Here is a 24,129-nt window from a genome sequence, read left to right as displayed (position 1 = left end):
CGCAACAAGTGGCTGCACTCAAGTTGCACACAAGATGGCGCGCCCGGCGTTACCAACCTCTTAACGGAATTTCTCAATTTTAACGGATCAGCAACACTTGTCGTTGCTTGGTTAATTTGATCGAAAGGGCTGGTTAACCATCATCCTCCGAAAAAGACCGTTCATTCAATGGGGCGGCTACCGCCGGGCTGCTTCAGCTGCTGAGTTCAGGCAGGTCGATGAACAGATCCAGCGCCTGCGGATTGGCGAGCGCCTCCTTGTTCTTGACCGGCCGGCCGTGAACGACATCGCGCACGGCCAGTTCAGTGATCTTGCCTGATTTCGTGCGGGGAATGTCGCTGACGGCGATGATCTTTGCCGGCACGTGCCGTGGCGACGCGCCTTGGCGGATGCGCGTGCGGATCGACTTTTGAAGGTCCTCCGACAGGGTCTTTCCATCCGCCATGCGCACGAAGAGCACGACGCGCACGTCCCCATCGAAATCCTGGCCGATGCAGATCGCTTCGGTGATCTCCGGCATCTGCTCGACGATGTTGTAGATTTCGGCGGTTCCGATCCGTACGCCACCTGGGTTGAGCGTCGCATCGGATCGGCCATGAATGACGAACCCGCCATGCTCGGTCCGCTCGGCAAAATCGCCGTGGCACCAGACATTGTCGAAGCGATCGAAATAGGCCTCGTGGTACTTGGCGCCATTCGTGTCGTTCCAGAAGCCGATCGGCATGGAAGGGAACGGCTTGTGGCAGATCAGTTCGCCTTTCTCGCCGACGATCGGCTTGCCGTCGTCGTTCCAGACATCCGTCGCCATGCCGAGCCCCGGACCTTGAATTTCGCCGCGCCACACGGGCTTCGTCGGGACACCAAGCACGAAACACGCGCAAATGTCCGTGCCGCCTGAAATCGATGCGAGATGCAGATCGCTCTTGATCTCCTCATAGACAAACGAGAAGCCTTCGGGCGAAAGCGGCGATCCGGTGGAGGTGAGCAGCCGCAGTGCCGACAGATCGTGATCGCGGCCAGGCGCAAGGTCAGCCTTGCGCACCGCATCGATGAACTTTGCCGACGTTCCGCAGACGGCGAAGCGCTCGGCGGCGGCATAGTCGAACAGCACGTTTCCGTCGGGATAAAAGGGCGAGCCATCGTAAAGGCAAAGCGTGGCCCCGACTGCCAGGCCCGAGACGAGCCAGTTCCACATCATCCAGCCGCAGGTCGTGAAATAGAATAGCCGTTCCCCGGACCGGATGCCGCAATGGAGACCATGCTCCTTTAGGTGCTGCAGCAGCATGCCTCCAGCGGAGTGGATGATGCATTTGGGCACGCCCGTCGTGCCGGAGGAGAAGAGGATATAAAGCGGGTGCGCGAATGGCAGCCGTTCGAACGTGACGGCCTGCGGCTCATAGGCTGCGATGAATTGGGGCAGTGTGGTCGCGTTCTTCAGCTGGCCAGCGATGCCGTCCGCCTTGCCGAGATAGGGAATGATCAGCGTCAGCTCGGGCGCCAGTGACGCTTCGATCGGCACGAGCTTGGCGGAAACGTCCTGCTTCTTTCCATTGTACCAGTAGCCGTCGCAGGCGATGAACAGCTTTGGCTCAATCTGGCCGAACCGGTCGGTCACGCCTCTTTCGCCGAAATCCGGCGAACAGGACGACCAGATGGCACCGATCGATGTGGCGGCCAGCATCAGCGCTACGGTTTCCGGCATGTTCGGCAGCATCGCGGCCACGCGGTCACCGGCTCCGATGCCCATGGCACGCATGGCCTGCTGCAGGCGCGACACCAGCGCGTGCAATTCATCCCAGGAGAGCCGCGTTTCGATCTTGTCTTCGCCGCGGAAGATGATCGCATCGTCGCCACCTGTCCGTGACAGCAGGTTTTCGGCGAAATTCAGCCGCGCATCCGGGAAGAACGATGCTCCCGGCATCCGGTCGAGATGCTCCGCCAGCGTCTCGCCCTTCTCGCCCCTGACCTCGAAATAGTCCCATACGGACGACCAGAAGGAAGGAATGTCGGCGACCGACCATGCGTGCAGCGCGTCGAACGTATCAAACGTCTTGTCGGCTCGCGCACCGGCAAAGCGCGCGAATTCCATCATGCGGCTGGCGTCGATGTCAGCGCTCGAAGGCGTCCAGAGCAATTGATTGTCGTCCGTCTTCATCGCTTGATTCATCTCCCTGAGGCTCACGCGATATCCGCATAGCATTGTGCGGACCGCTGTTGAAGGAGCGGCGACCCACGGCTGCCCGTCCTTCGCTTTGATTGCATTTGCGGAAAGGAGGCTCTAACCACAGGGCAGGATCATCGCATTCGGCTTTTCGGAAACACGCATTTGGTCGCTGACGACACATCCCGGCAAGGCTTCAGGCGCGTCCGATGGCTCCTCGTGCTTGTCCTTGCCGTCGCTCTCATCATCGGCGGCGCGCTGAGTATCCCTCTCTTTGTGTCCGAGCAGCGGATCGGCGAACATCTCCGCATCGAGCTGGAAGATGCGACCAGTCACCGCGTCGATTTCGATCCCGCCGTGGAGATCGTCTTCTTCCCGGTTCCGAGCATCAAGATCACCAACGTCACGATCCATTCCGATTCCGATCCTGAACAGCCTTTGCTGACGGCAGAAACCATCGAGGCCGATTTCGGTCTGGCATCCGTGGTGCTCGGTGGTCCGGAGTTCTCAGACATTGCCCTGCAGCGCCCTGTTGCACGTGTGGTGCTGGACGAAAACGGCGTCAGCAACTGGCATGATGCAGACCACCTTTCGGCGACAGACGAAGAGCTGGAGAGCACCAGCGGAGCCGAGGCGCAGCCTTTCGCCTTCGACATGTCACGGATCGGCAATCTCGAATTTCGCGACGGCACGCTTCTCTACGATGACAGACGCAACGATCGCAGCGAAAGCGTCAGCGCGATCAACGGCAATCTGGTCTGGCCACGGGTCGGCATGGGAGCGCGGCTGGAACTCGGCGGCGTTCTGCGCGGCGAGCCCGTGCGCCTGGTTGTCAATGCCGAGCGGCCGATCGAACTGCTGAATGGCACGCCGGCGCCGCTCCGGCTCAACGTGTCCTCTGAGCTTCTGACGTTCAATCTCTCGGGCACGGCAAACCTCGCTTCAGCATCGCCATCCTTCGTGGGGGATCTGGAACTCGCCAGCCCCTCCGTGCGCCGTGCGCTGCAATGGTCCGGGACAGAACTGAAGCCCGGAGAAGCGATCAGCGCGCTCGAGCTGGAGGCCGAAATTCAGGCTGCGGCGGGCCAGGTGAACCTAGCCAATGTGCTGCTCGACATCGACAACAATCGTGGGATCGGAGCGCTTTCTCTCAATTGGACCGAAGGTGCGCCACCGGCCATCTCCGGGACCCTGGCCTACAGTGCGCTCGACGTCGGCGCGTTCCTGAACGCGTTTGCGCCCCTGCCACTCGATGGCGGACAGCTGACCCCGTCGATCGACACGGGTTTTCTGCGTCAGCTCGGGCTTGATCTTCGTTTTTCCGCACAGACCGCTCGCATCGGACGGCTGGAACTTCAAAATCTCGCAGCAGCCGCGCGGATCGAACGCGGGCGCGCTTTGTTCGACATCGGCGATGCCTCCGCCTATGGTGGCCACATCATGGGCCGTATCATCATATCGGAGAACGGTTTCGATGGTGGCGGCGAAATCCAGCTTACGGCCGAGAACGTCGATTTCGGTGCCGCCTATCAGGCCGTAGGTGTCACAGGTCCGCTGCCGCGCGGCCGTGGCACGCTCAATCTCACCGTCGCTTCGCCCAACCCCGTCTGGGCAACGACTGCACGCGACCTGCAGGGCCGGCTTGAAATGGCGATGGGCGAAGGATCGATCCCGGGCTTCAACCTGCAGACATTCCGCACGCTGGCCTCCCAGGAACGGTTCTTCAGCCTCACACGCGCATCGGAAGGCGAGTTGCCGTTCCGCTCCGCACGCTTCGCCACCACCTTCGCCAATGGCACGGCGGAGATCGACATGGCCGAGATCCTGTCCGGAAACACGACGGTCGCGCTGTCTGGCCTTATTCCATTCGATCGCGGCAGTCTTGCCATGTCGGGAGCGATCACCGATGCGCCGGCTCAAGCCGCCGAGGGTGCCGAAGCCCCCGCGGCTCCGCCGGCCTTGCGGTTCTTCGTCGGCGGCTCCTGGCCTGCCCCGGTGATTTCGCCTGTGATGGGCAACTGACGGGATCAGCGCGGATCTGCACGCTCAAAGACTTGGGGTCGACCACCCTCAGCCGGCTCGGGCAAGCTGCTCGGCACGCTCGCGCTGGACCATGCTGCGTTTGTTGATCACCGAAGCGATGATGACTGCCGTCGTCACCAGCGCGATCAGCACCGTGCACACCGCATTGATCTCCGGGGTAACGCCAAGCCTGACCTGGCTGTAGATGCGCATCGGCAGCGTCGTTGCGCCGGAGCCCGACGTGAAGCTCGCGATGACGAGATCGTCCAGCGACAACGTGAAGGCGAGCATCCAGCCGGCGATGACCGCCGGCGCGATCACTGGCAACGTCACCGTCAAAAACGCCTTGAGCGGCGTGCAGCCAAGATCCTGCGCCGCTTCTTCGAGCGACCGGTCGAACGTCACCAGCCGTGATTGAACCACCACCGCAACGAAGCACATGGAGAACGTGGTGTGCGCCAGCATGACGGTGAAGATCGTGCGGTCGAGATTCATCGCGATGAAGAGCAGCAGCAGCGACAGGCCGGTGATCACTTCCGGCATGACGAGCGGCGCGAAGACCATGCCGGAAAACAGCAACCGACCGCGGAACCGCGTGATCCGGACGAGGACCACGGCTGCCAGCGTTCCGAGCAACGTCGCCGCTGTCGCCGACACGAGCGCGACGCGCAGCGTCACCCATGCCGCGTCGAGAAGTGCCTGGTTGCGCAGCATTTCGCCGTACCACTGCGTAGAAAATCCCGCCCAGACGGTGACGAGACGCGACGCGTTGAACGAGTAGATGATCAACAGAATGATCGGGATGTAGAGGAAGGCAAAGCCCACCACCACGGAGACGATGTTGAAGCCGGACCAGTGCCTGTTCATCGCGTATCGGCCTCGCGTGTGCGCGCCTGATAGTATTGAAAGATCACGATCGGCACGACCAGGATCAGCAGAAGCAGCGTGGCGACCGCCGATGCCACTGGCCAATCGCGGTTGGAGAAGAATTCCACCCAGAGCGTGCGGCCGATCATCAGCGTATCCGACCCGCCAAGAAGATCTGGAATGACGAATTCACCGACGGCCGGAATGAACACGAGCATGCATCCGGCCACGATGCCCGGCAGCGACAGCGGGAACGTGATTTTCCAGAAAGCCGCAAGGCGCGTGCAGCCGAGATCCTGCGCCGCCTCGATCAGGCTCTCGTCCATCCGCTCCAGCGCCGCATAGAGCGGCAGCACCATGAACGGCAGATAGGAGTAGACGATGCCGATATAGACGGCGATGTCGGTGTTGATGATGGTGAGCGGCTGGTCGATCACGCCGAGCCACTGCAGGAACTGGTTGAGCAGTCCTTCACGGCGCAGGATGCCGATCCAGGCGTAGACGCGGATCAAGAAGCTCGTCCAGAACGGCAGGATGACCAGCATTACCAAAAGCGGCCGCCAATGCGCCGGCGCGCGCGCCATGCCGTAGGCGAGCGGATAGCCGATGGCGAGCGCCAGCACAGTCGAGATGAAGGCGATCTTGAGGCTCGAGAGATAGGCGTTGAAGTAGAGCGGGTCTTGGGTCAGCCACAGATAGTTGTCGAGAGAGAGCTGCCGCAGCTTCTCCATCCAGACCGCAAACCCATCCGTCCACTCGAACACCGGCAGATAGGGCGGGATCGCGATGTTGGTCTGCGAAAACGAGATCTTGAAGACGAGGAAGAACGGGACGAGGAAGAAGATCAGCAGCCAGAGATAGGGAATGGCAATCAGAAGCCATCTGCGTGCGGCAGCGCCCATCGTCAGCGCTCCAGAACGACGCCGGCATCCTCGGCGAAGGATAGCCAGACGCGATCGTGATAGGTGAAGACCTCCGAGCCGCTGCGCGACGCGTTGACGACGCTGGCCTTGATGATCTTGCCGCTGTCGAGCTTAACGTGGAAGATCGACATGTCGCCGAGATAGGCGAGATCCCAGACCTCCCCTTCCACCGCGTTGACGCCGGAATCTGGCTTCGTATGGGTGACGGCGATCTTCTCAGGGCGCAGTCCAAGTGTCAGACGACTGCCGATGCTGCGCGACTGACCATCCACCATTCGCAGTGCAAAGCCCTCCGGCGACTGCAGTTTCGTCAAGGCCGCGTCTGAACGGGTCACTTCGCCGTCGAAGAGATTGATGCTTCCGATGAAGTCGGCGACGAACCGGGAATTCGGTGCTTCATACACTTCGGCCGGTGTCGCCACCTGGCGGATCTGCCCGGCATCCATGACGGCGATGCGGTCGGCCATGGTCATCGCCTCCTCCTGGTCGTGCGTGACGACCACGAAAGTCAGGCCAAGATCATATTGGAGATCGGTCAGCTCGAACTGCGTTTCCTCGCGCAATTTCTTGTCGAGCGCGCCGAGCGGCTCGTCGAGCAGAAGCACCTTCGGCTGCTTGGCGAGCGCCCGGGCGAGCGCCACGCGCTGCCGCTGGCCACCCGACAACTGATGCGGCTTGCGGCCGGCAAATTCCGACATCTTCACGAGCTTCAGCATCTGCGCGACGCGCTCGGCGATGGCGGGCTTCGCCATCTTCTCCTGCTTCAGGCCGAACCCGACATTGTCGGCAACGGTCATATGCGGAAAGAGCGCGTAGGACTGGAACATCATGTTGAGCGGGCGCCGATAGGGCGGCACACCCGTCAGATCGACACCGTCGAGAAGGATCGCACCTTCGTTCGGCGTCTCGAAACCGGCCAGCATGCGCAACAGCGTGGACTTGCCGCAACCCGAGGCGCCGAGAAGCGCGAAGAACTCACGTTCGTAAATGTCCAGCGAAAGGTTGTCGACCGCCGTGAAGTCACCGAAACGCTTCGTCACGTTCCGAATAGAGATCATCGCCTTGGCGTTCGGATCGGACCACGGCGCGAACGAGCGCCGAATATTGCCAAGGGATCTCATGCGGTTCTGCTGCCCGTGAATTGCGGCCGGTTGGCCAAGGGCGCGGGCGCGACCGACCGCGCCCGCGGATCGTGATTATTGGCCGCTTTTGACGCGCGTCCAGGCGCGCGTGATCAGGCGGTTGGCCTGCGCGTCATAGGGCGGCTTGGTGAAGAGCGCTTCCTGCGCCTCGGCGGGCGGATAGATCGCCGGATCGCCGATCACGTCTTCCACCAGAAACTCCTGCGAAGCCTCGTTGCCATTGGCGTAGTAGACGTAGTTCGAGGCCTTGGCGATGACTTCAGGACGCATCAAATAATTGATGAACTCGTGCGCTTCCTCGACATTGCGCGCATCGGCCGGGATGGCGAGTTGGTCGAACCACATTTCGGCACCTTCGACCGGGATCGCGTAGCCGACCTCGACACCCGCATCCGCTTCGGCGGCACGGTCGCGCGCTTGGAAAACGTCGCCCGAATAGCCGATCGCCAGGCAGATATCGCCGTTGGCAAGGCCATTGATGTATTCCGACGAGTGGAATTTCTCCACAAAGGGCCGGATCTGCATCAGCGCTTCTTCAGCAGCGGCGATATCTTCGGCCGACGTCGAGTTCGGATCACGGCCGAGATAGGCAAGCATCGCCGGGAAGATTTCGATCGGCGAGTCCAGCATGTGAATGCCGCAATCGGCGAACTGCGCGGCGATCTCCGGATCGAACACGACGGACCAGCTGTCGATGCTGTCCTCTCCGAGAATTTCCTGCACCTTTCCGACATTGTAGCCGATGCCGTTGGTGCCCCACATGTAGTTGACCGAATAGGCATTGCCCGGATCGAAGACCGCTGTGCGTTCGGTCACGAGGTCCCACATATTGCCGATATTGGTGAGCTTCGACTGGTCGAGCTCCTGGTAGACGCCGGCAGCGATCTGCCGAGACATGAAGGATGCGGTGGGAACGACAACATCGTAGCCTGAACCGCCCGCAAGCAGCCGGGTCTCCAGCATCTCGTTGGAATCATAGACGTCGTAGACGACCCGAATGCCCGTTTCAGCGGTGAATTCCGCCAGGATTTCATCGTCGATATAATCCGACCAGTTGAAGACGTTGACCACGCGGTCTTGCGCTCCGGCAGCCACCGATCCCGCAAGCAGGATTGCGACTGTGCTCAAAACTCGGCTGTTCTTCATGATCAAGGCTTCCCTGTATGTCCGTTTTGCCCGTTTGCCCGTCTTTGTGGGATTGATGGATGGGGCATTCTGTTGGCTGAAAACTAGGCGGGAAAGCCGGGCCTCACAAGCTTAAATTGATGGCAAGTGGCGCCCGCTTTCCAAGCAGCACCGCGCATGCTGTCCACGCGCCGGACTTACTGAAAGTCGAAAGCGCTGAGACCGGTCACCATTTCGTCGAGCCCAAGCGGCCGCGTCACTGGCGGCTCGGCGCGCGCAAGGCAACCCTGTCGCTCACATAGGCGGCACGCCGCACCGACTTTCGTTGTTTCCCGGCCCACCGAGGATCCAGCCGCACGCCTGGTCTCGATAGCCCCACCATAGATGATGTCGTCGCGAAACCCTATGTCGCAGCCAAGCAGCAACGCAGTGCGCCGCACCCGCTCGTTGAAGGCCGCCTGCGGCCCTTCCAGAGTACGCGACACGACCAGAAACTCGGCACCATCGGTGAGTTCGACGGCGTCGACGAGGATCTGCCCCGGCTGTGAGAAGGCAGCGTGAATGTTGAGCTTCGGGCAATCACCGCCGAAGCGCGCATGCGGATAGCCCTTGGCGCCCGAGCGCCGAAACTTGTGGCCCGCATTGTCGATCTCCAGCAGGAAGAAGGGGACGCCCTCCTGCCCGGGCCGCTGCAGTGTCGTGATCCGGTTTGCGACATGCTCATAGGATACGCGAAATCGGGATCTGAGAACGTCGATGTCATAGCGCGCGCGCTGCGCTGCCGCGAGAAAGGCGCCATAAGGCATCATCAGCGCATGCGCAGCATAGCGCGCGAGCTCGAAACGGGCGAGCCGACGCGCTTCGTCGCCTTCGAGACCAAGCGTATCGAGCGCAGCTCCGATCTCGTCGCGCAAGGCCAGCTGGCAGGCCTCCATCGCAACCTCGCGCAACTGGTCGAATGGCGACAGACGCTCCGACAGAAAAAGCCGCATGGAATGCCGATCGTAGCGACGGCGCAGATTCGGCATCGCATGAACCGGCAGGGCCCGCACGACGATCCCATGTTCGCGGCTCAACCACGCCCGAATGGCACCCGTCAAATCCTCGCCAGGCGCCAGCCGGTCATGAAAAACCTCTGCAGCCTTGTCGATGGCTGCAAAATGGTTGGACCGGCGCTCGAACGTTTCGCGCACGACATCGATCGGCAGCTTGGCACCTGCGGCAACCGTCTCGTGCCCCTCGCGCGCCAGCAGGCTGGAGAGATCGGAGAGGCGCTCCGCCTGCTCTCGATAGGCCCGATAGAGCTTCACCATGCCCGCCGCCGCATTTGGCGCAGCCTCGGAGATCTCGATGAGTTCCTGGTCGCCGGGCAGCTCACCGGCAAGAAGCGGATCGGAAAAAACCTCCTTGAGCGCGGTTACCGATGCGGGTGTCTCACCCTGCAGGGCATCGAGGTCGATCTTGAACGTGCTGGAAAGCTTCAGGAGCAATTGGACGGTCAGCGGCCGCTGATTGCGTTCGATCAGGTTGAGATAGGACGCCGATATGCCGAGCGCCTCGGCCATCGCCGTCTGGGTCATATCCATGCCGTTGCGCAACCGGCGCACGCGCGGCCCGGCGAAAATCTTCTGATCGGCCATTTGTGAAGACCTTTACATGTCAGTCGCCTTTACAGAATTAACAGATTTACAGAACCGACTTGTAAATTCAAGCACAGCGTGACCCTTTTCAATACCGTGCCAGCCCTTATCTTCTGGCGACCTACCGCAGCGCAATGTAAACCTTGTCACATCAACATAGCGCAACGGAGCGGCACAGAGATCGCCGCTCCAGCAGTCGGAGAAGTGCCATGACAGACTTTTACAACCTCGTTCCTTCCGCTCCCGAAGGCCGCTTCGATGGCATCGAGCGCCCCTATTCGGCCGAGGACGTGAAGCGCCTGCGTGGCTCGGTGCAGATCCGCTACACGCTTGCCGAAAACGGTGCGAACCGGCTTTGGGATCTCATCCGCTCGGATGACTTCGTCAACGCGCTCGGCGCGCTTTCCGGCAACCAGGCCATGCAGATGGTCCGCGCTGGCCTCAAGGCCATCTACCTCTCCGGCTGGCAGGTCGCGGCAGACGCCAACACGGCATCGGCCATGTATCCCGACCAGTCGCTCTACCCGGCCAATGCTGGCCCGGAGCTCGCCAAGCGGATCAACAAGACGCTGCAGCGCGCCGACCAGATCGAAACATCGGAAGGCAATGGCCTGTCGGTCGACACATGGTTCGCCCCGATCGTCGCCGATGCGGAAGCCGGCTTCGGCGGCCCGCTCAACGCCTTCGAGATCATGAAGGCCTATATCGAGGCAGGCGCCGCCGGCGTTCACTTCGAAGACCAGCTCGCATCCGAGAAGAAGTGCGGCCATCTCGGCGGCAAAGTCCTGATCCCGACCGCGGCCCACATCCGCAATCTGGATGCTGCTCGTCTCGCAGCCGACGTGCTGGGTGTCCCCTCGCTCGTCATCGCCCGCACCGATGCGGAAGCCGCGAAGCTTCTGACATCGGACATCGACGAGCGCGACCAGCCCTTCGTGGATTATGATGCGGGCCGCACGACGGAGGGCTTCTACCGGGTCAAGAACGGCCTTGAGCCGTGCATCGCCCGCGCAGTCGCCTATGCCGAACATGCGGACATGATCTGGTGCGAAACCTCCAAGCCCGATCTCGATCAGGCCCGTCGTTTCGCCGAAGGCGTGCACAAGGTGCATCCGAACAAGATGCTCGCCTACAATTGCTCGCCCTCGTTCAACTGGAAGAAGCATCTGGACGACGCGACGATCGCCAAGTTCCAGCGCGAACTCGGCGCGATGGGCTACAAGTTCCAGTTCATCACGCTCGCCGGCTTCCACCAGCTGAATTACGGCATGTTCGAACTCGCCCGCGGCTACAAGGATCGCCAGATGGCGGCCTATTCGGAGCTGCAGGAAGCGGAATTCGCGGCGGAAGTAAACGGCTACACGGCGACCAAGCACCAGCGCGAAGTGGGCACCGGCTATTTCGACGCCGTGTCGATGGCGATCACCGGCGGCAATTCCTCCACCACTGCCATGGGTGAATCGACCGAGCACGCCCAGTTCCGCCCGGCGGCTGAATAAAGTTCGAAACCGTGTGGCGACGTACCGCCGCCACGCCTCAAGCCTTCCACCAATTTGCGCCTCAGGCGCCTGGAAACGGAGATTACCGAAATGGCATCGATCTCACGCGTCAAGGAACGGGCTGAAGAGCAGTCATCGGCCATGAGCGACGACCAGCAGAGCGCAATCCGCATGCTGGCCAACGACCTGCACCGCCTCAACCAGTCCGTCATGAAGGCCGTCGACGCCGGCGTATCCGTCGAACTGGTTCGCTCGGCCCGTCATCACTCAGAGGGAAATTGGGGCGACCTGATGATCCCCGTCATCGTCACGCAAAGCCGCTGACCTCCACCATCACGATGCGTGGCGAAAGCCCGTCGGCTCAAGCGGCCGGCGGGCCTTTGCGTTGTTTTTCCCATGCCGCGCGTTCGCGCTCTTCCTCTTCCAGAAGATGCTCCTTCAGCATGCGGACATTGCGGGTATTCGCCTTGAAGGCGACGTCGACGACCGTGCCGAGGACCGGGATGGAGCCGAAAATGTAGTCAAACGCGATGTTGCTGACCATCTTGCGTTTGATGTGCCCCGGAACGCCGAGCTTTTGCGCTTTCCAATAGATCCAGCCGGCAGCGCCGGCAGCCACCGTGTCGCCCGCAACGGGAACGAGACCGAGCACCGCATCCCAGCCGAAACGGATCCCGAAAAAGCTGAAATTGCGGTCGAACAGCTTCTCCACCTGTTCGAGCCGTCGCAGGAGATCGCGCCGTTCGCGACCTTTCGGGGTATTATCGAAAATCTCGGCGATCGCCGGCCCGTTGGTGCGGTCGTGATCGGCAACCTTATCGCCCGATGGCATCGGCATCTTCGACATTGATCCGTCTCCAAACGGCCTCGAGGATCGAGTAGACCGCAAAGGCCGTGAGGCCAACACCCATCGCTCCCAGCAGGATGCCGCCGAATGGCAGCCCCTGAACGAAACTGAGCGCGTCCTCGACGCCGGGCGTTGGCGACCCTTCGCCTCCTGCATTGAGGCCCCGGTAGAATAGCAGGAACGCGACGACCAGAAATGACAGGCCCCGCGCCGTCAGACCCGTTCGCGCGATGGGATGCACGAAGTCCATCACCCGTTGCGGTGCTTCGAAGTGGCGAGCGTAGCCCTTGCGCACGGCCTTTGCGATATGTGCGATGCCGACGCCAATGAAGACGGCCGTCAATGCATAGGCCACCGCCTGGCTGCCCACGATGGAGACGATGAAGTCGACGATCTGCGATCCACCGCCACCGTCGCCGTCATTGCCCTGCGACCCGTTCCATAGCCCGAATGTAAAGACTGTGAGAATGCCGTAGGTCACGCCCGATGCGATGAGACCGCCGCGAATAGCCGCGCCCTTGAAGCCGAGCCCGTGCTTGTCGGTATCGAAGATTGCCTGGATGAAGCGCCAGATGAGATAAGAAACCATGCCGCACATCAGCAGAATGGCGGTTACGTCGCCAAAGGGCGTGTCGAGGATCGTGCGAAGCGCGTCGCGAGAACCCTGCTGCTCGCCTGAGCCGATGGCGGCCAGGACGGCGAAGAAACCGATGACGATGTAGACCAGTCCACGGGCGGCGTAGCCTGTTCGGGCGAACGGCTTGAACCAGACGTGGCGATGCGGAGATACCATTAAAGTGGGGCCTTGTCGTTGCGGTGAAGATAGCCACGGGCCTGAACGCCGAGTTCGGCAAGCCGTGCACGATTTTCGATCAATGCGATTGCGCACCAGACGATCGATGCCCAGGACAATCCGAGTGCCCATCCCGCAATAACGTCGCTCGGCCAGTGGACACCGAGATAGACGCGCGTCAGCCCTATCGTGACGGTGATGATGAAGACGACGGTTGCGACATAGATCACCTCTGCACGGCTGCGCGCATAACGGATCAGCAGCGCGCCGAGCGTGAGATAGGTGACAGTCCCGACCATCGCATGGCCGCTCGGGAAGCTCGCCGTGTGGATGACATCCAGTTGCTCGACAATATCCGGCCGCGGCCGCTCGAAGAATGCCTTGAGCACGGTGGAAAGGATCGCGCCGCCGGCGACGGAAAAGAGGACGTAGAACGCAGCCCAGCGCCTCGTTGCGACACCAAGATAGCCAGCAACGGCAAGTGTGAGCAGCCCTATGATCGGATAGCCGCCCAAGGCAGTCAGCTCCAGCGCTGTCTCTTCAAGCCAGGGCGGACCGAGTGGATCGCTGGTATCGGCAGGATTGCGCAAAGCCAGTAGAAGGCTTTCGTCGAAATCGAGCCCCTCGCCTTCCATGATCTCTTCGGCAAGCTCGAGAAAGACAAACAAGCCGGCGCCAAGCACCGCCAAAAGGGCGATGGGCCACAAAGCCTTCAAGGTTACTGCCGAACGCAATTCTGTCAGTCGCATGGTTGCCCCTAATCGATCCGTTGGAACGGATGGAATGTTGAACGGTTCCGCCGCGCCTCAAACGGCAGACGCCGGCGCAATTTTGGCGCCGGCGTCTTTGAATTTACACTCGAAGTGGCGGGATCAGAACTCGGTCCAGCCATCCTCCTCCGTGGATGCTGCCGCAGCTGCGGCCGTACCACCGCCGCCGAAGGCACCGGCCAGCTTGCGCCCAAGCGCCCTAGCGGGAGATTCCCGCGTCGCGCCGGTAGCGCCGTTGGCCCGGACTGGAACAGGTGCAGTGGACCGGCGCGAGACGGGAGCCGACGACGCGGCACTTGCAGCCCTGCGCTCATAGCCCTGCGAAACCATAGATCCACGGCCCGCCATTTCGAAGCGGCCGACCAGACCCCGCAGCGACTGTGCCTGTTCCTCGAGGCTCACACAGGCGGCATTGGTCTGCTCGACCATGGCGGCGTTCTGCTGGGTCACCTGGTCCATCTGGTTGACGGCGGTGTTGATCTCCTGGAGACCGGCGGACTGCTCGCGCGCCGACGTGACGATGGCTGCGATATGGTCCTTGATCATGTGCACGTGCCGTTCGATCTGCTCGAGCGACGCGCCGGTCTTGTTGACATGCGCGACCCCCATGCCGACTTCCTCGCCCGACTTGCGGATGAGGTCCTTGATCTCCTTCGCGGCCGCGGCCGAACGCTGGGCAAGCTCGCGAACTTCCTGGGCAACGACGGCGAAGCCCTTGCCCGCTTCACCGGCGCGCGCCGCCTCGACACCGGCGTTGAGCGCCAGCAGGTTGGTCTGGAAGGCGATATCGTCGATGACGCCGATGATCTGGCTGATCTGCGTCGACGATGTCTCGATCCGCTCCATCGCCGTGATGGCATCGCCGACCACTGCACGGGAATTGCGAGCTCCCGTCGTTGCGTCAACGACCATGCGGTCGGCTTCTTCGGCGCGTTGAGCGCTGGCGCGTACCGTCTGCGTGATCTGGTCGAGCGCCGCTGCGGTTTCTTCAAGCGACGCTGCCTGCTGCTCGGTACGACGCGACAGATCGTCTGCCGCCTTTGCGATTTCACCGGAGCTGCCGCTGACCGACTGCGTGGCATCCGTAATGTCGGACAAAGTTTCGCCGAGCGATTTCACCGCTGCATTGAAGTCTTCCTGCAGCGAGGCAAATGCGTGGTCGATCTGTTCGATCTGGACGGTGAGATCGCCCTGTGCCAGGCGACGCAGCGCATCACCGACCGTTTCCATCGCCTCTTCGCGGGCCTTGGCCGTGCGAAGCGTCTCGGTTTCGTTGCGTTCACGCTCAGCCTCGAAGGCCGCGCGCTGGCGCGTTGCTTCCAGCTCTGCTTCGCGCTTTTCCATGGCGGAGATGCGGAAAGACTCCAGCGCATTGGCGACCACGCCGACCGTGTCGGTGCGGGCACGGTGCGGAACGCCTGTTTCGAGATCGCCTTCATCCAGCCGCTTGATGCGCGCCGTGAGGTCGCCGAGCGGACGCGTGACGATGGTCCGAAGCGCAAGCAGGAAGAGCCCGACGACGATGAGGATCGAGACGCCCTGAACGGCAAGTGTCTGCAGACCGAAAGCAACGCTCGTTGCGTGAAGGCTTGCCGTGCTCCAGACGGTGGCGATATGACCGCGCGGATTGCCTTCGCTGTCCGGCTCCAGCGGCGCGATGATCGTAACCTTGCCGTCACCGAGCGGGAGGTCGTTGATGACCGAATTTTGCGGCGGTGTCGCCATCATCGCTTCGATGTCGCGGCGCGCTGCAGCGCCATCCGCACCGGAGCGTGTCCAGGCAGTCATTTCGGCACCAGCCGCATTGTAGACGATGATCTGCACCAGGTCGTGCTCGTCGGAGGTTGTGTAGCCCTTGTAGGCATCTTCGATCGCTTCCGGCACGTTCCATTTCACGCCGCCGGCTGCAACCATGCCGACTTCCTTCACCTCACGGCTCCAGTTGGCGAATGCGTCCTGGCGCAGCGTGTGTTCGGCCGATTGATAAAGCCACCAGACCGTGGCGCCGAGCCCGATGAGATTGACAACGATGATGACCGCGGCAAGTTTTGTGGTGAGCGAGAGCCGACCGAGGAAACCAACCGTACCGGGTTTGGAAACGTTAGCTTTCATGTTGTTTGTCCTTTGGCGCGATCAGAGCTTGTTCAGGTTCAAAGAGACCGTGAGCGCTCCAATGGGTTCGCCGGTGTCTGGATCGATAATTGCGCTGTTCGCCTGACTGAGAACGAGGTGCGTATCGGGCTCGTATTCGATGTCGTCGATGAAAAGGCCGGCTTCCGGCTGAAGAAACGTCTTCTGGAACTTGGCTTCGTCGCCTTGCCAGTAATCCGACGTCGGCGTGCTGACGCCGACATTGAGGCCCCTGCCATCCATCACGATGATCTCGACGATCATCCAGTCGGCGGCAGACTGTTTCTGACGCAGAAATTGCGAGACGGAATTCTGAATCATGGCGTCGATCTGAGGACGCTGGATCTGACCAACTTCAACGCGCCATTCGGCGTCCGCGGCATCTATTTCAGCCTGCGTCCATGCGGCTGTCGCGCCATTTTGCGCGCGCACGGCCTCGATGATCTCGGGGCTTTTGACCCACTCGGCCAGATTGTCTTGAAAATATGCTTTGACCGCCTCTCGGTGATTAATTCCGTTGGCGGATGCCTGGGACAAGGGCGCAAAAGCAGCCCCCCAAAGCGCCGCGTACACTGCAACCCTGCTCATGGCGAGCAACGACATTCCCACACCCCTTTGACCCGGTGCGCATCAATCAAGGTGGAATTGATGAAAACTGCACACCCACAGACAACTATACATGCCCATGATGGCGCGGCCTGGGACGTCATGTCGGCGCGAGAGCTAATCTCGCAGCAGCCTCCAACAACTGATGAGGAACGCTGCTTGCCGAAGACTTAACAAGTGTAGGCGAGAGATCGCGTTTTCAGTAGAAATTTAGGGGCTCCGGCCCGAAAATACACGGGCCGGTAGACTTTGGCATTGCGGCCCCACGTTAGGGTCGCAAGATGTTTGGTCAAGGCTCAGAAGATGAGGCTGAGAAGACCGATGACGACCAGAAGCCCAATCAGGAAAATGACGCCGACAGTACCGCCGATGAATTTCAGCATGGAGGTGATCCTTTTGCTTGCCCGTGATGACCGGATTAACGCGCAAACACCGCATTTGATCCAGCCGCGTGATCGATCGACGCGACCTGCAACGATCGGGAAGGCGATGACACAAGGACTTTCGTCCGTCACTTCACCGGTCTATGCTCATATCGACATAAACTGAAACGGTGATTGATGCCTTCCAGAATCGAACTTCATCCGGGTGCAGCACGGACGGAACGTCCTCGCAAACGGCCAGCCTTCATTGACCAGAAGCGTGGTGTGAAAGACTGGAAGCAAGCCAGCGAATGGCTGAAGTGGCGTGGGATCGAAGATATCGAATGCATCACGCCCGACATTGCCGGTGTGCCACGCGGCAAGATGATGCCGACGTCGAAATTCACGTCCAACACGTCACTGTCGCTGCCCTCGGCCCTGTTCCGACATACCATCTCTGGCGAGTATCCAGAGGAAACGGGTGACTTCCGTTATGACCCAACCGATGGCGACTTGAAGCTCGTGCCGGACCTGTCGACGCTGTCCGTCGTTCCGTGGGAAACCGACCCGACGGCGCAGGTCGTTTGCGACATCGTCGACACCCAAGGGAACGAGGTCGGCTATACGCCGCGCAATGTGTTGAAGCGCGTGGTCAGTCTCTACCGCGAGCGCGGCTGGCAGCCAGTCGTCGCGCCCGAGATCGAATTCTATCTGGTCGCAAAGAACGACGATCCGGATTACCCGCTGCAGCCGCCGAAAGGCCGATCGGGCCGCACCATCGCCGGTGGCCAGTCCTATTCGATCGCCGGCGTCAACGAGTTCGACGAACTGATCGACGACATCTATCATTTCTCCGAAGCGCAGGGCCTGGAGATCGATACGCTGATCCACGAAGAGGGTCCGGCACAGCTTGAAATCAACCTGCGCCATGGCGATCCGATCGAGCTTGCCGATCAGGTCTTTCTCTTCAAGCGCACGCTGCGCGAGGCGGCGCTGAACCACAACATGTACGCGACCTTCATGGCCAAGCCGATGCAGGGCCAGGCGGGTTCGGCGATGCATATCCACCAATCGGTGGTCGATCTTCAGACCGGGCGCAACATCTTTGCAGACGAGAAGGGCGAAGCCTCGCAGGAGTTCTTCTCCTTCATCGGCGGCATGCAGCATTTCGTGCCGAAGGCGCTGGTCATGATGGCGCCTTACGTGAACTCCTATCGCCGACTGACGCCGGACATGGCCTGCCCCGTCAACAATGCGTGGGGCTACGACAACCGCACCACCGCCTTCCGCGTGCCGAGTTCCGACCCAAGCGCACGGCGCGTGGAAAATCGCCTCCCCTCCTCGGATACGAACCCCTATCTGGCACTCGCCGCGTCGCTCGCCTGCGGCTATCTCGGCATGGTGCGCGGGGTGAAGCCTTCGGCACCGACGGCCCATACTGCCAATGAGGGCACGACGGTCGATCTCCCCCGCGGCCTTCTGGAAGCCGTATCGCTGCTCGAAAGCGAACCCGCATTCCAGGATGTGTTCGGCGCGGATTTCATCGCCACCTATTGCGGGCTGAAGCGTGGCGAATTCGAAACCTTCATGCAGGTCATCAGCCCGTGGGAGCGTGAATATCTCCTGCTGAACGTCTGAGCATTTCCAGGTGAAGTGGAGACCGGTTCACCGTTCGGAAACGCGAAAAAAAAATGCAGGGCAATTGAGCGATTCGAGCATAAGCGAAATTGCGCTGATCAGACGGCGCGAAGCCACCACATGATGACGGAGCATCCCATCGCCTACCAAAGCCCCATCTCGCCCGGCATCTCCTGGTACGAGGATGCGCTTGCCGAGCGGCCAAGCTTTGAACCTCTCGATAGCTCGCGACAGGCCGATGTCGTCATTGTCGGTGGCGGTTTTACCGGCTTGCAGGCGGCCTATAATCTGGCGATCGCCGGCGTCGATGTGGTGCTGATCGACGCCGCACGTTTTGGCGACGGCGCCTCCGGGCGCAATGGCGGCCAGATCGGCACCGGACAGCGTGAAGACGTCACCGCGCTTGAAGCACAATACGGGCTTGAGACATCCAAAGCGCTGTTCGATCTCGCCGAGGACGGCAAGCGCTATCTGATCGACTTCGCCGAGCGCCTCGGCATCGACATGGAGTTTCGGCAAGGCCAGCTCTCGGTGGCGCACAAGAAGCGCTATATCGATGACTTCCGTTCCTATGTCGACATTCTAACCGAGCGCTACGGTTACACCCAGGCGACCTTCATGGATGCCGCCGAGACCGCGGAGCGCCTCGGGTCGACGCGCTTCTTCGGCGGCATGCGCGACATGGGCACCGGCCACATCCACCCGATGAAGCTCGTCGCAGGGCTGGCACGCGCGACCGATACCGCAGGCGCGCAACTCTACGAGAATACGGGCGCGACGGGCATCGCCAGCGCCAACGGTCGCGTCACCGTCACAACCGACCGCGGCACGATCACCGCAAACCACGCGCTTCTCGCCTGCAACGCTCATATCGGCGATCTCGAGCCGGTGACGGCTGCGCATGTGATGCCGATCCGCTCCTTCATCGGCGCGACCGTGCCGATCGACGCGCCGACAATCATTCCGGGTGGCGAAGCGGTGGACGACAGTCGCTTCGTGGTGCGCTACTTCCGCAAAAGCCTCGATGGACGGCTGCTCTTCGGCGGGCGCGAGGCTTATACGTCGGAAAGCCCCACCGACATCAAGTCGCACATCCGCAAGCAGATCGCCGAAATCTACCCGGAGCTCGGCGATATCGACATCACACATGCTTGGGGCGGGTCGGTCGCGATCACCATGCCGCGCCAGCCCTTCGTGCGCGAAGTGATGCCGCATGTCATCACGATCGGCGGCTATTCGGGCCATGGGGTGAAACTGTCGAACTATTGCGGCAAGCTTTATGCCGATGCGGTGCTCGGCGACCGCAGCCGGCTTGCCCAATTCGAGCGCCTCAAGATCCCAGCTTTCCCCGGCGGAACGCGCTTGCGTCAACCGCTTCTTTTTCTGGCGATGACATGGTTTTCGCTGCGTGATCGCATCTGAGGCCAGCCAAAATCGTCGCCATGCTATGGCCTTTTTAAATCGATTAGATTAAAAGCCTCGACGACACCGATTGCAGGGACTTGATGCGATGAGCAGCCAGATCATTCCGGTCGATCCTTTCGACTATGTCGTGTTCGGCGGTACGGGCGACCTTTCCGAGCGCAAGCTCCTTCCGGCGCTGTACCACCGCCAGGAAGCGGGCCAGCTGACCGAGCCGACCCGCATCATCGGAGCTTCTCGATCCGAGCTTTCCCATGACGAATTTCGCGAATTCGCGCGCGCCGCGTTGGTCGAACATGTCGGCAATGGCGGCCTCGACGAAGCCGAGGTCGAGAAGTTCCTCGCGCGCCTCTTCTACGTCGCGGTCGATGCCAAATCCGACAAGGGATGGGATGATCTCAAGGAACTGTTGAGTGAGGGTGAAGATCGCATCCGCGCCTTCTATCTCGCCGTGTCGCCTTCTCTCTTCGGCGATATCTCCCAGCACATCCGCGACCACGGGCTGATCACCGACAAGACACGCATCGTCGTGGAAAAGCCCATCGGGCGCGACCTCGCCTCGGCGCGGCAGCTGAACGACACGATCGGCAGCGTCTTCCGCGAAGAGCAGGTCTTCCGCATCGATCACTATCTCGGCAAGGAGACGGTGCAGAACCTGATGGCGCTGCGCTTTGCCAACGCGCTTTACGAGCCGCTGTGGAATTCCGCGCATATCGACCACGTGCAGATTACGGTTGCCGAAAGCGTCGGGCTGGAAGGCCGGGCCGGCTATTACGATACCGCCGGCGCGCTGCGCGACATGGTGCAGAACCATATCATGCAGTTGCTCTGCCTCGTCGCCATGGAGCCGCCGTCGTCCATGGACGCAGAGGCCGTGCGCGATGAAAAGCTGAAAGTGCTGCGCGCACTGCGCCCGATCACCAGCCGCAATGTTCAGCAGATGACCGTTCGCGGCCAGTATCGCGCGGGTGCATCGGCAGGCGGGCCGGTCAAGGGCTATCTCGACGAGCTGGAGAGCGGCACCTCGAACACCGAAACCTTCGTCGCCATCAAGGCCGAAATCGGCAACTGGCGCTGGGCCGGCGTGCCGTTCTATCTGCGCACCGGCAAACGCATGGCCGAGCGGGCGTCCGAAATCGTCATCGCCTTCAAACCGATCCCGCATTCCATCTTCGACGAGAGCGCCGGCCGCGTCATCGCCAATCAGCTGGTTATTCGCCTGCAGCCGGATGAAGCGGTCAAGCAGTGGATCATGATCAAGGATCCGGGCCCGGGCGGCATGCGCCTGCGTCACGTGCCGCTGGACATGACCTTTGCCGAGAATTTCGATGTGCGGAACCCCGACGCCTACGAGCGGCTGCTCCTCGACGTCATCCGCAACAACCAGACGCTGTTCATGCGCCGCGACGAGGTCGAGGCGGCGTGGCGCTGGGTCGATCCGATCCTGAAGGCCTGGGAAGAAACCGGCCAGCAGGTTCAGGGCTATACGGCGGGCACGTCTGGCCCCAGTCAGGCGATTGCACTCATCGAACGCGACGGCCGCACCTGGCATGAGCATTGAGCCGATGGGAGTGTCGCCGGAATTCCACGAATTTGCCGATCGCTCGGAACTGGCCGAAGCACTCGCCGACGCAGTCGCGGAAGCCTTAGACACTGCGATCGGCACTCGGGGCCGCGCGACGCTCGCGGTGTCGGGCGGCTCTACGCCAAAGGCCTTCTTCAAGGCTTTGTCCGGCAAGGAACTCGCCTGGGACCAGGTCACCGTTACGCTGATCGACGAGCGCTTCGTGCCCGAAACGCACGAGCGATCCAACCAGAAGCTCGTGGTGGAAAACCTGCTGGTCGATCGCGCCGCACGCGCGCGTTTCGTGCCGCTGTTCAACGATGCGCCAGACGTTCATCTCGCCGCCGACCGCGCGTCGGGCGTGATCGACGCCTTGCCCCGGCCGATCGACGTTGCCATCTTGGGGCTTGGAACAGATGGCCACACCGCGTCTTTCTTTCCCGACGGCGACCGGCTGGCGGAAGCGATCGACCCCGGCATGCCGACATCGGTTCTGTCGATGGAAGCGCCGGGTGCCGGCGAACCGCGATTGACGCTGACGCTGCCGCGCATCGTCGAAGCGCCTCTTGTGGTGCTGCACATCGAAGGCGGCGAGAAGCGCCAGGTGCTCGACCAGGCGCTGGCTGGAGAAGACGCAAACCACATGCCGATCCGCGCCGTATTCGCCAATGCGCCGGCGCCGATCCACCTCTACTGGGCGCCCTGACGCCCGATCTTCGCCGCGGCTTGAGAAAGCCGAACCGAACTGACAACGGGATAGCGAACCATGGCTGCGGATACACGCATCGAAACCATCACCCGGCGCCTCGTGGAGCGCTCTAAGCCGACGCGCGAGGCCTATATCGACCGCGTCCGCCGTGCGGCCGGTCAAGGGCCGCATCGCTCTGCTCTAGCCTGCGGCAACCTCGCCCATGGCTTTGCCGCCTGCGGCCCGAGCGACAAGGAAGCGCTGGCGGGCGATCGCCTGCCAAACCTCGGCATCATCACCGCCTATAACGACATGCTTTCGGCCCACCAGCCTTATGAGCGCTTTCCGGACATGATCCGCGAGGCAGCGCGCGAAGCCGGCGGGGTTGCCCAGGTCGCAGGCGGCGTGCCGGCCATGTGCGATGGTGTCACGCAGGGCCAGCCGGGCATGGAGCTCTCGCTCTTCTCGCGCGACGTGATCGCGATGTCGGCAGGCATCGGTCTGTCGCACAACATGTTCGACGCAGCGCTTTATCTAGGCGTCTGCGACAAGATCGTGCCGGGCCTCATGATCGCGGCGATGACATTCGGCCATCTGCCGGCTGTCTTCGTGCCGGCCGGCCCGATGACGACTGGCCTCCCAAATGACGAAAAGGCCCGCATCCGCCAGCTTTACGCTGAGGGCAAGGTCGGCCGCGAGGAATTGCTGGAGGCGGAATCCAAATCCTACCACGGGCCTGGGACCTGCACCTTCTACGGCACTGCCAATTCCAACCAGATGCTGATGGAGATCATGGGCTTCCATCTGCCGGGCGCATCCTTCGTCAATCCGAACACGCCGTTGCGCGATGCATTGACCAAGGAAGCGACCCGCCGCGCGCTGGCGATCACGGCGCTTGGCAATGAATTCACACCCGCCGGCGAGATGATCGACGAACGCTCGATCGTCAACGGCGTCATCGGTCTCCACGCGACCGGCGGTTCGACCAACCACACGCTGCACCTCGTCGCCATGGCCCGATCGGCCGGGATCCGGCTCACCTGGGAAGACATTTCCGAACTGTCGGACGTGGTCCCGCTGCTTGCGCGCGTCTATCCGAACGGCCTTGCCGACGTGAACCATTTCCATGCAGCGGGCGGCATGGGTTATCTCATCGGCCAGTTGCTCTCCAAAGGCCTGCTGCACAACGATGTGCGCACGGTCTACGGCCAGGGACTTCAGCCCTATGCCATCGAGATCGGCATGGACGCAGCCGGCGCGATCGAACGGCGCCCCGCACTGAAAGAAAGCGCAGAGCCGAAGATCCTGGCGACGGTCGACGCGCCCTTCCAGCCGACCGGCGGCCTCAAGATGCTCAGCGGCAATATCGGCAACGCTGTCATCAAGATCTCGGCCGTAAAGCCGGATCGCCATGTGATCGAGGCGCCGGCGAAGATCTTCCACGACCAGCAGTCGCTGATCGACGCCTTCAAGGCCGGCGAGTTGAACCAGGACTTCGTCGCCGTGATCCGCTTCCAGGGGCCGAAGGCGAACGGCATGCCGGAACTGCACAAGCTGACGCCCTCGCTCGGCGTGCTGCAGGACCGCGGCTACCGCGTGGCGCTCGTCACCGATGGGCGCATGTCGGGTGCATCGGGCAAGGTTCCCGCCGCGATCCACGTCACGCCTGAGGCCGCCGACGGTGGCCCGATCGCCCGCATCCGCGAAGGCGATATCGTGCGCGTCGATGCCGTCGCCGGCGAATTGTCGGTGCTGGTCGAGGCCGGCGAATGGGAGACGCGTGAAACGGTTACCGTCGATCTGACCGAAAACGGCTTCGGCATGGGGCGCGAACTGTTCGCCGCCTTCCGCGCCGTTGCCGGTCCCGCGAGTGAAGGCGCGAGCGTTCTCTACTGACACTTGGTCCGAGTTATCCATATCGACAAAAAGG

The 24,129-nt window shown here is 61.7% G+C and carries 19 protein-coding genes and 1 pseudogene; 8 read left to right on the top strand and 12 right to left on the bottom strand.

Annotated elements, in window-relative coordinates:
• Nucleotides 1–193: 193 nt before the first annotated feature.
• On the bottom strand, nt 194–2,089 hold the full coding sequence (locus tag D5400_RS06085) for an acetoacetate--CoA ligase (protein WP_245451524.1): 1,896 nt from the start codon (nt 2,087–2,089) through the stop codon (nt 194–196).
• Nucleotides 2,090–2,326: 237 nt separating this feature from the next.
• Between D5400_RS06085 and D5400_RS06080 the strand changes: the two genes are divergently transcribed.
• Nucleotides 2,327–4,183, top strand: coding sequence for an AsmA family protein (locus tag D5400_RS06080; RefSeq protein WP_126008644.1), 1,857 nt, complete (start codon nt 2,327–2,329; stop codon nt 4,181–4,183).
• Between the two features lie 48 nt (nt 4,184–4,231).
• On the opposite strand, the gene D5400_RS06075 is transcribed toward D5400_RS06080, so the two are convergent.
• The 5 genes from D5400_RS06075 to D5400_RS06055 all read right to left on the bottom strand — a co-directional run bounded on the left by D5400_RS06075 (nt 4,232) and on the right by D5400_RS06055 (nt 9,880).
• A complete protein-coding gene (locus D5400_RS06075) occupies nt 4,232–5,050 on the bottom strand; it encodes an ABC transporter permease subunit (RefSeq protein WP_126008642.1) in 819 nt (272 codons plus the stop codon).
• Nucleotides 5,047–5,952 carry an ABC transporter permease subunit gene (locus D5400_RS06070; RefSeq protein ID WP_126008640.1) on the bottom strand — a complete coding sequence of 302 codons (906 nt, stop codon included), beginning with the start codon at nt 5,950–5,952 and terminating at the stop codon, nt 5,047–5,049. Before D5400_RS06070 ends, D5400_RS06075 begins: the two co-directional genes overlap by 4 nt.
• A gap of 2 nt (nt 5,953–5,954) precedes the next feature.
• Nucleotides 5,955–7,031, bottom strand: a complete 1,077-nt coding sequence (locus D5400_RS06065) for an ABC transporter ATP-binding protein (protein ID WP_425364912.1) — start codon at nt 7,029–7,031, stop codon at nt 5,955–5,957.
• A gap of 138 nt (nt 7,032–7,169) precedes the next feature.
• Entirely contained in the window at nt 7,170–8,261 is a 1,092-nt protein-coding gene (locus D5400_RS06060; RefSeq protein WP_126008636.1) for a polyamine ABC transporter substrate-binding protein, read from the bottom strand.
• A gap of 176 nt (nt 8,262–8,437) precedes the next feature.
• The gene (locus D5400_RS06055; protein ID WP_126008634.1) at nt 8,438–9,880 is read right to left on the bottom strand and encodes a helix-turn-helix domain-containing protein; all 1,443 of its coding nucleotides are present in this window, start codon (nt 9,878–9,880) and stop codon (nt 8,438–8,440) included.
• A gap of 209 nt (nt 9,881–10,089) precedes the next feature.
• On the opposite strand from D5400_RS06055, the gene aceA reads away from it, so the two are divergent.
• Entirely contained in the window at nt 10,090–11,379 is a 1,290-nt protein-coding gene (aceA, locus tag D5400_RS06050) for an isocitrate lyase (RefSeq protein ID WP_126008632.1), read from the top strand.
• Nucleotides 11,380–11,469: 90 nt separating this feature from the next.
• Nucleotides 11,470–11,703 carry an SMc00767 family acetate metabolism repressor gene (locus D5400_RS06045; protein WP_126008630.1) on the top strand — a complete coding sequence of 78 codons (234 nt, stop codon included), beginning with the start codon at nt 11,470–11,472 and terminating at the stop codon, nt 11,701–11,703.
• Between the two features lie 37 nt (nt 11,704–11,740).
• Here D5400_RS06045 and D5400_RS06040 read toward each other — a convergent pair whose 3' ends face one another.
• The 6 genes from D5400_RS06040 to D5400_RS21935 all read right to left on the bottom strand — a co-directional run bounded on the left by D5400_RS06040 (nt 11,741) and on the right by D5400_RS21935 (nt 16,908).
• Complete coding sequence (locus tag D5400_RS06040) at nt 11,741–12,226, bottom strand: DUF4112 domain-containing protein (protein ID WP_126008628.1); 486 nt, start codon at nt 12,224–12,226, stop codon at nt 11,741–11,743.
• The gene (locus D5400_RS06035) at nt 12,195–13,019 is read right to left on the bottom strand and encodes a DUF1206 domain-containing protein (RefSeq protein WP_164527808.1); all 825 of its coding nucleotides are present in this window, start codon (nt 13,017–13,019) and stop codon (nt 12,195–12,197) included. The genes D5400_RS06040 and D5400_RS06035 overlap by 32 nt, the downstream gene beginning before the upstream one ends.
• Entirely contained in the window at nt 13,019–13,768 is a 750-nt protein-coding gene (locus D5400_RS06030; RefSeq protein ID WP_126008624.1) for a phosphatase PAP2 family protein, read from the bottom strand. Before D5400_RS06030 ends, D5400_RS06035 begins: the two co-directional genes overlap by 1 nt.
• Nucleotides 13,769–13,891: 123 nt before the next feature.
• Nucleotides 13,892–15,901, bottom strand: coding sequence for a methyl-accepting chemotaxis protein (locus D5400_RS06025; protein WP_126008622.1), 2,010 nt, complete (start codon nt 15,899–15,901; stop codon nt 13,892–13,894).
• 21 nt (nt 15,902–15,922) lie between these two features.
• Nucleotides 15,923–16,522 carry a hypothetical protein gene (locus D5400_RS06020; protein ID WP_126008620.1) on the bottom strand — a complete coding sequence of 200 codons (600 nt, stop codon included), beginning with the start codon at nt 16,520–16,522 and terminating at the stop codon, nt 15,923–15,925.
• A 299-nt stretch (nt 16,523–16,821) separates the two neighbouring features.
• Nucleotides 16,822–16,908: a small membrane protein YohP gene (locus D5400_RS21935; protein WP_126012834.1), complete on the bottom strand. Its 87-nt coding sequence runs from the start codon at nt 16,906–16,908 to the stop codon at nt 16,822–16,824.
• 255 nt (nt 16,909–17,163) lie between these two features.
• Between D5400_RS21935 and D5400_RS06010 the strand changes: the two are divergent.
• From D5400_RS06010 to edd, 5 genes and pseudogenes are all read left to right on the top strand, one after another.
• A pseudogene (locus D5400_RS06010) lies at nt 17,164–18,525 on the top strand (glutamine synthetase family protein); the annotation flags it as partial.
• Nucleotides 18,526–18,663: 138 nt separating this feature from the next.
• Entirely contained in the window at nt 18,664–19,947 is a 1,284-nt protein-coding gene (locus D5400_RS06005; protein WP_164527997.1) for an NAD(P)/FAD-dependent oxidoreductase, read from the top strand.
• An 88-nt stretch (nt 19,948–20,035) separates the two neighbouring features.
• Nucleotides 20,036–21,508: a glucose-6-phosphate dehydrogenase gene (gene zwf / locus D5400_RS06000; protein WP_126008616.1), complete on the top strand. Its 1,473-nt coding sequence runs from the start codon at nt 20,036–20,038 to the stop codon at nt 21,506–21,508.
• A gap of 10 nt (nt 21,509–21,518) precedes the next feature.
• Nucleotides 21,519–22,217, top strand: coding sequence for a 6-phosphogluconolactonase (gene pgl, locus D5400_RS05995; protein WP_126012828.1), 699 nt, complete (start codon nt 21,519–21,521; stop codon nt 22,215–22,217).
• A 60-nt stretch (nt 22,218–22,277) separates the two neighbouring features.
• Nucleotides 22,278–24,095, top strand: coding sequence for a phosphogluconate dehydratase (gene edd, locus D5400_RS05990; RefSeq protein ID WP_126008614.1), 1,818 nt, complete (start codon nt 22,278–22,280; stop codon nt 24,093–24,095).
• Nucleotides 24,096–24,129 lie beyond the last annotated feature (34 nt).

The sequence above is a fragment of the Georhizobium profundi genome (genome assembly GCF_003952725.1).
Classification (GTDB): Bacteria; Pseudomonadota; Alphaproteobacteria; order Rhizobiales; family Rhizobiaceae; genus Georhizobium; species Georhizobium profundi.
The sequence above is the reverse complement of the archived record's forward strand: the minus strand, read 5'-3'. Positions and strand labels throughout refer to the sequence as shown.

What these genes read in the sequence shown, in the direction of transcription:
- D5400_RS06085 (WP_245451524.1), bottom strand. Translation starts at nt 2,089, where the DNA reads ATGGAATTCGCGCGCTTTGCCGGTGCGCGAGCCGACAAGACGTTTGAT.
- D5400_RS06075 (WP_126008642.1), bottom strand. Translation starts at nt 5,050, where the DNA reads ATGAACAGGCACTGGTCCGGCTTCAACATCGTCTCCGTGGTGGTGGGC.
- D5400_RS06070 (WP_126008640.1), bottom strand. Translation starts at nt 5,952, where the DNA reads ATGGGCGCTGCCGCACGCAGATGGCTTCTGATTGCCATTCCCTATCTC.
- D5400_RS06065 (WP_425364912.1), bottom strand. Translation starts at nt 7,031, where the DNA reads ATGATCTCTATTCGGAACGTGACGAAGCGTTTCGGTGACTTCACGGCG.
- D5400_RS06060 (WP_126008636.1), bottom strand. Translation starts at nt 8,261, where the DNA reads ATGAAGAACAGCCGAGTTTTGAGCACAGTCGCAATCCTGCTTGCGGGA.
- D5400_RS06055 (WP_126008634.1), bottom strand. Translation starts at nt 9,880, where the DNA reads ATGGCCGATCAGAAGATTTTCGCCGGGCCGCGCGTGCGCCGGTTGCGC.
- aceA (WP_126008632.1), top strand. Translation starts at nt 10,090, where the DNA reads ATGACAGACTTTTACAACCTCGTTCCTTCCGCTCCCGAAGGCCGCTTC.
- D5400_RS06045 (WP_126008630.1), top strand. Translation starts at nt 11,470, where the DNA reads ATGGCATCGATCTCACGCGTCAAGGAACGGGCTGAAGAGCAGTCATCG.
- D5400_RS06040 (WP_126008628.1), bottom strand. Translation starts at nt 12,226, where the DNA reads ATGTCGAAGATGCCGATGCCATCGGGCGATAAGGTTGCCGATCACGAC.
- D5400_RS06035 (WP_164527808.1), bottom strand. Translation starts at nt 13,019, where the DNA reads ATGGTATCTCCGCATCGCCACGTCTGGTTCAAGCCGTTCGCCCGAACA.
- D5400_RS06030 (WP_126008624.1), bottom strand. Translation starts at nt 13,768, where the DNA reads ATGCGACTGACAGAATTGCGTTCGGCAGTAACCTTGAAGGCTTTGTGG.
- D5400_RS06025 (WP_126008622.1), bottom strand. Translation starts at nt 15,901, where the DNA reads ATGAAAGCTAACGTTTCCAAACCCGGTACGGTTGGTTTCCTCGGTCGG.
- D5400_RS06020 (WP_126008620.1), bottom strand. Translation starts at nt 16,522, where the DNA reads ATGTCGTTGCTCGCCATGAGCAGGGTTGCAGTGTACGCGGCGCTTTGG.
- D5400_RS21935 (WP_126012834.1), bottom strand. Translation starts at nt 16,908, where the DNA reads ATGCTGAAATTCATCGGCGGTACTGTCGGCGTCATTTTCCTGATTGGG.
- zwf (WP_126008616.1), top strand. Translation starts at nt 20,036, where the DNA reads ATGAGCAGCCAGATCATTCCGGTCGATCCTTTCGACTATGTCGTGTTC.
- edd (WP_126008614.1), top strand. Translation starts at nt 22,278, where the DNA reads ATGGCTGCGGATACACGCATCGAAACCATCACCCGGCGCCTCGTGGAG.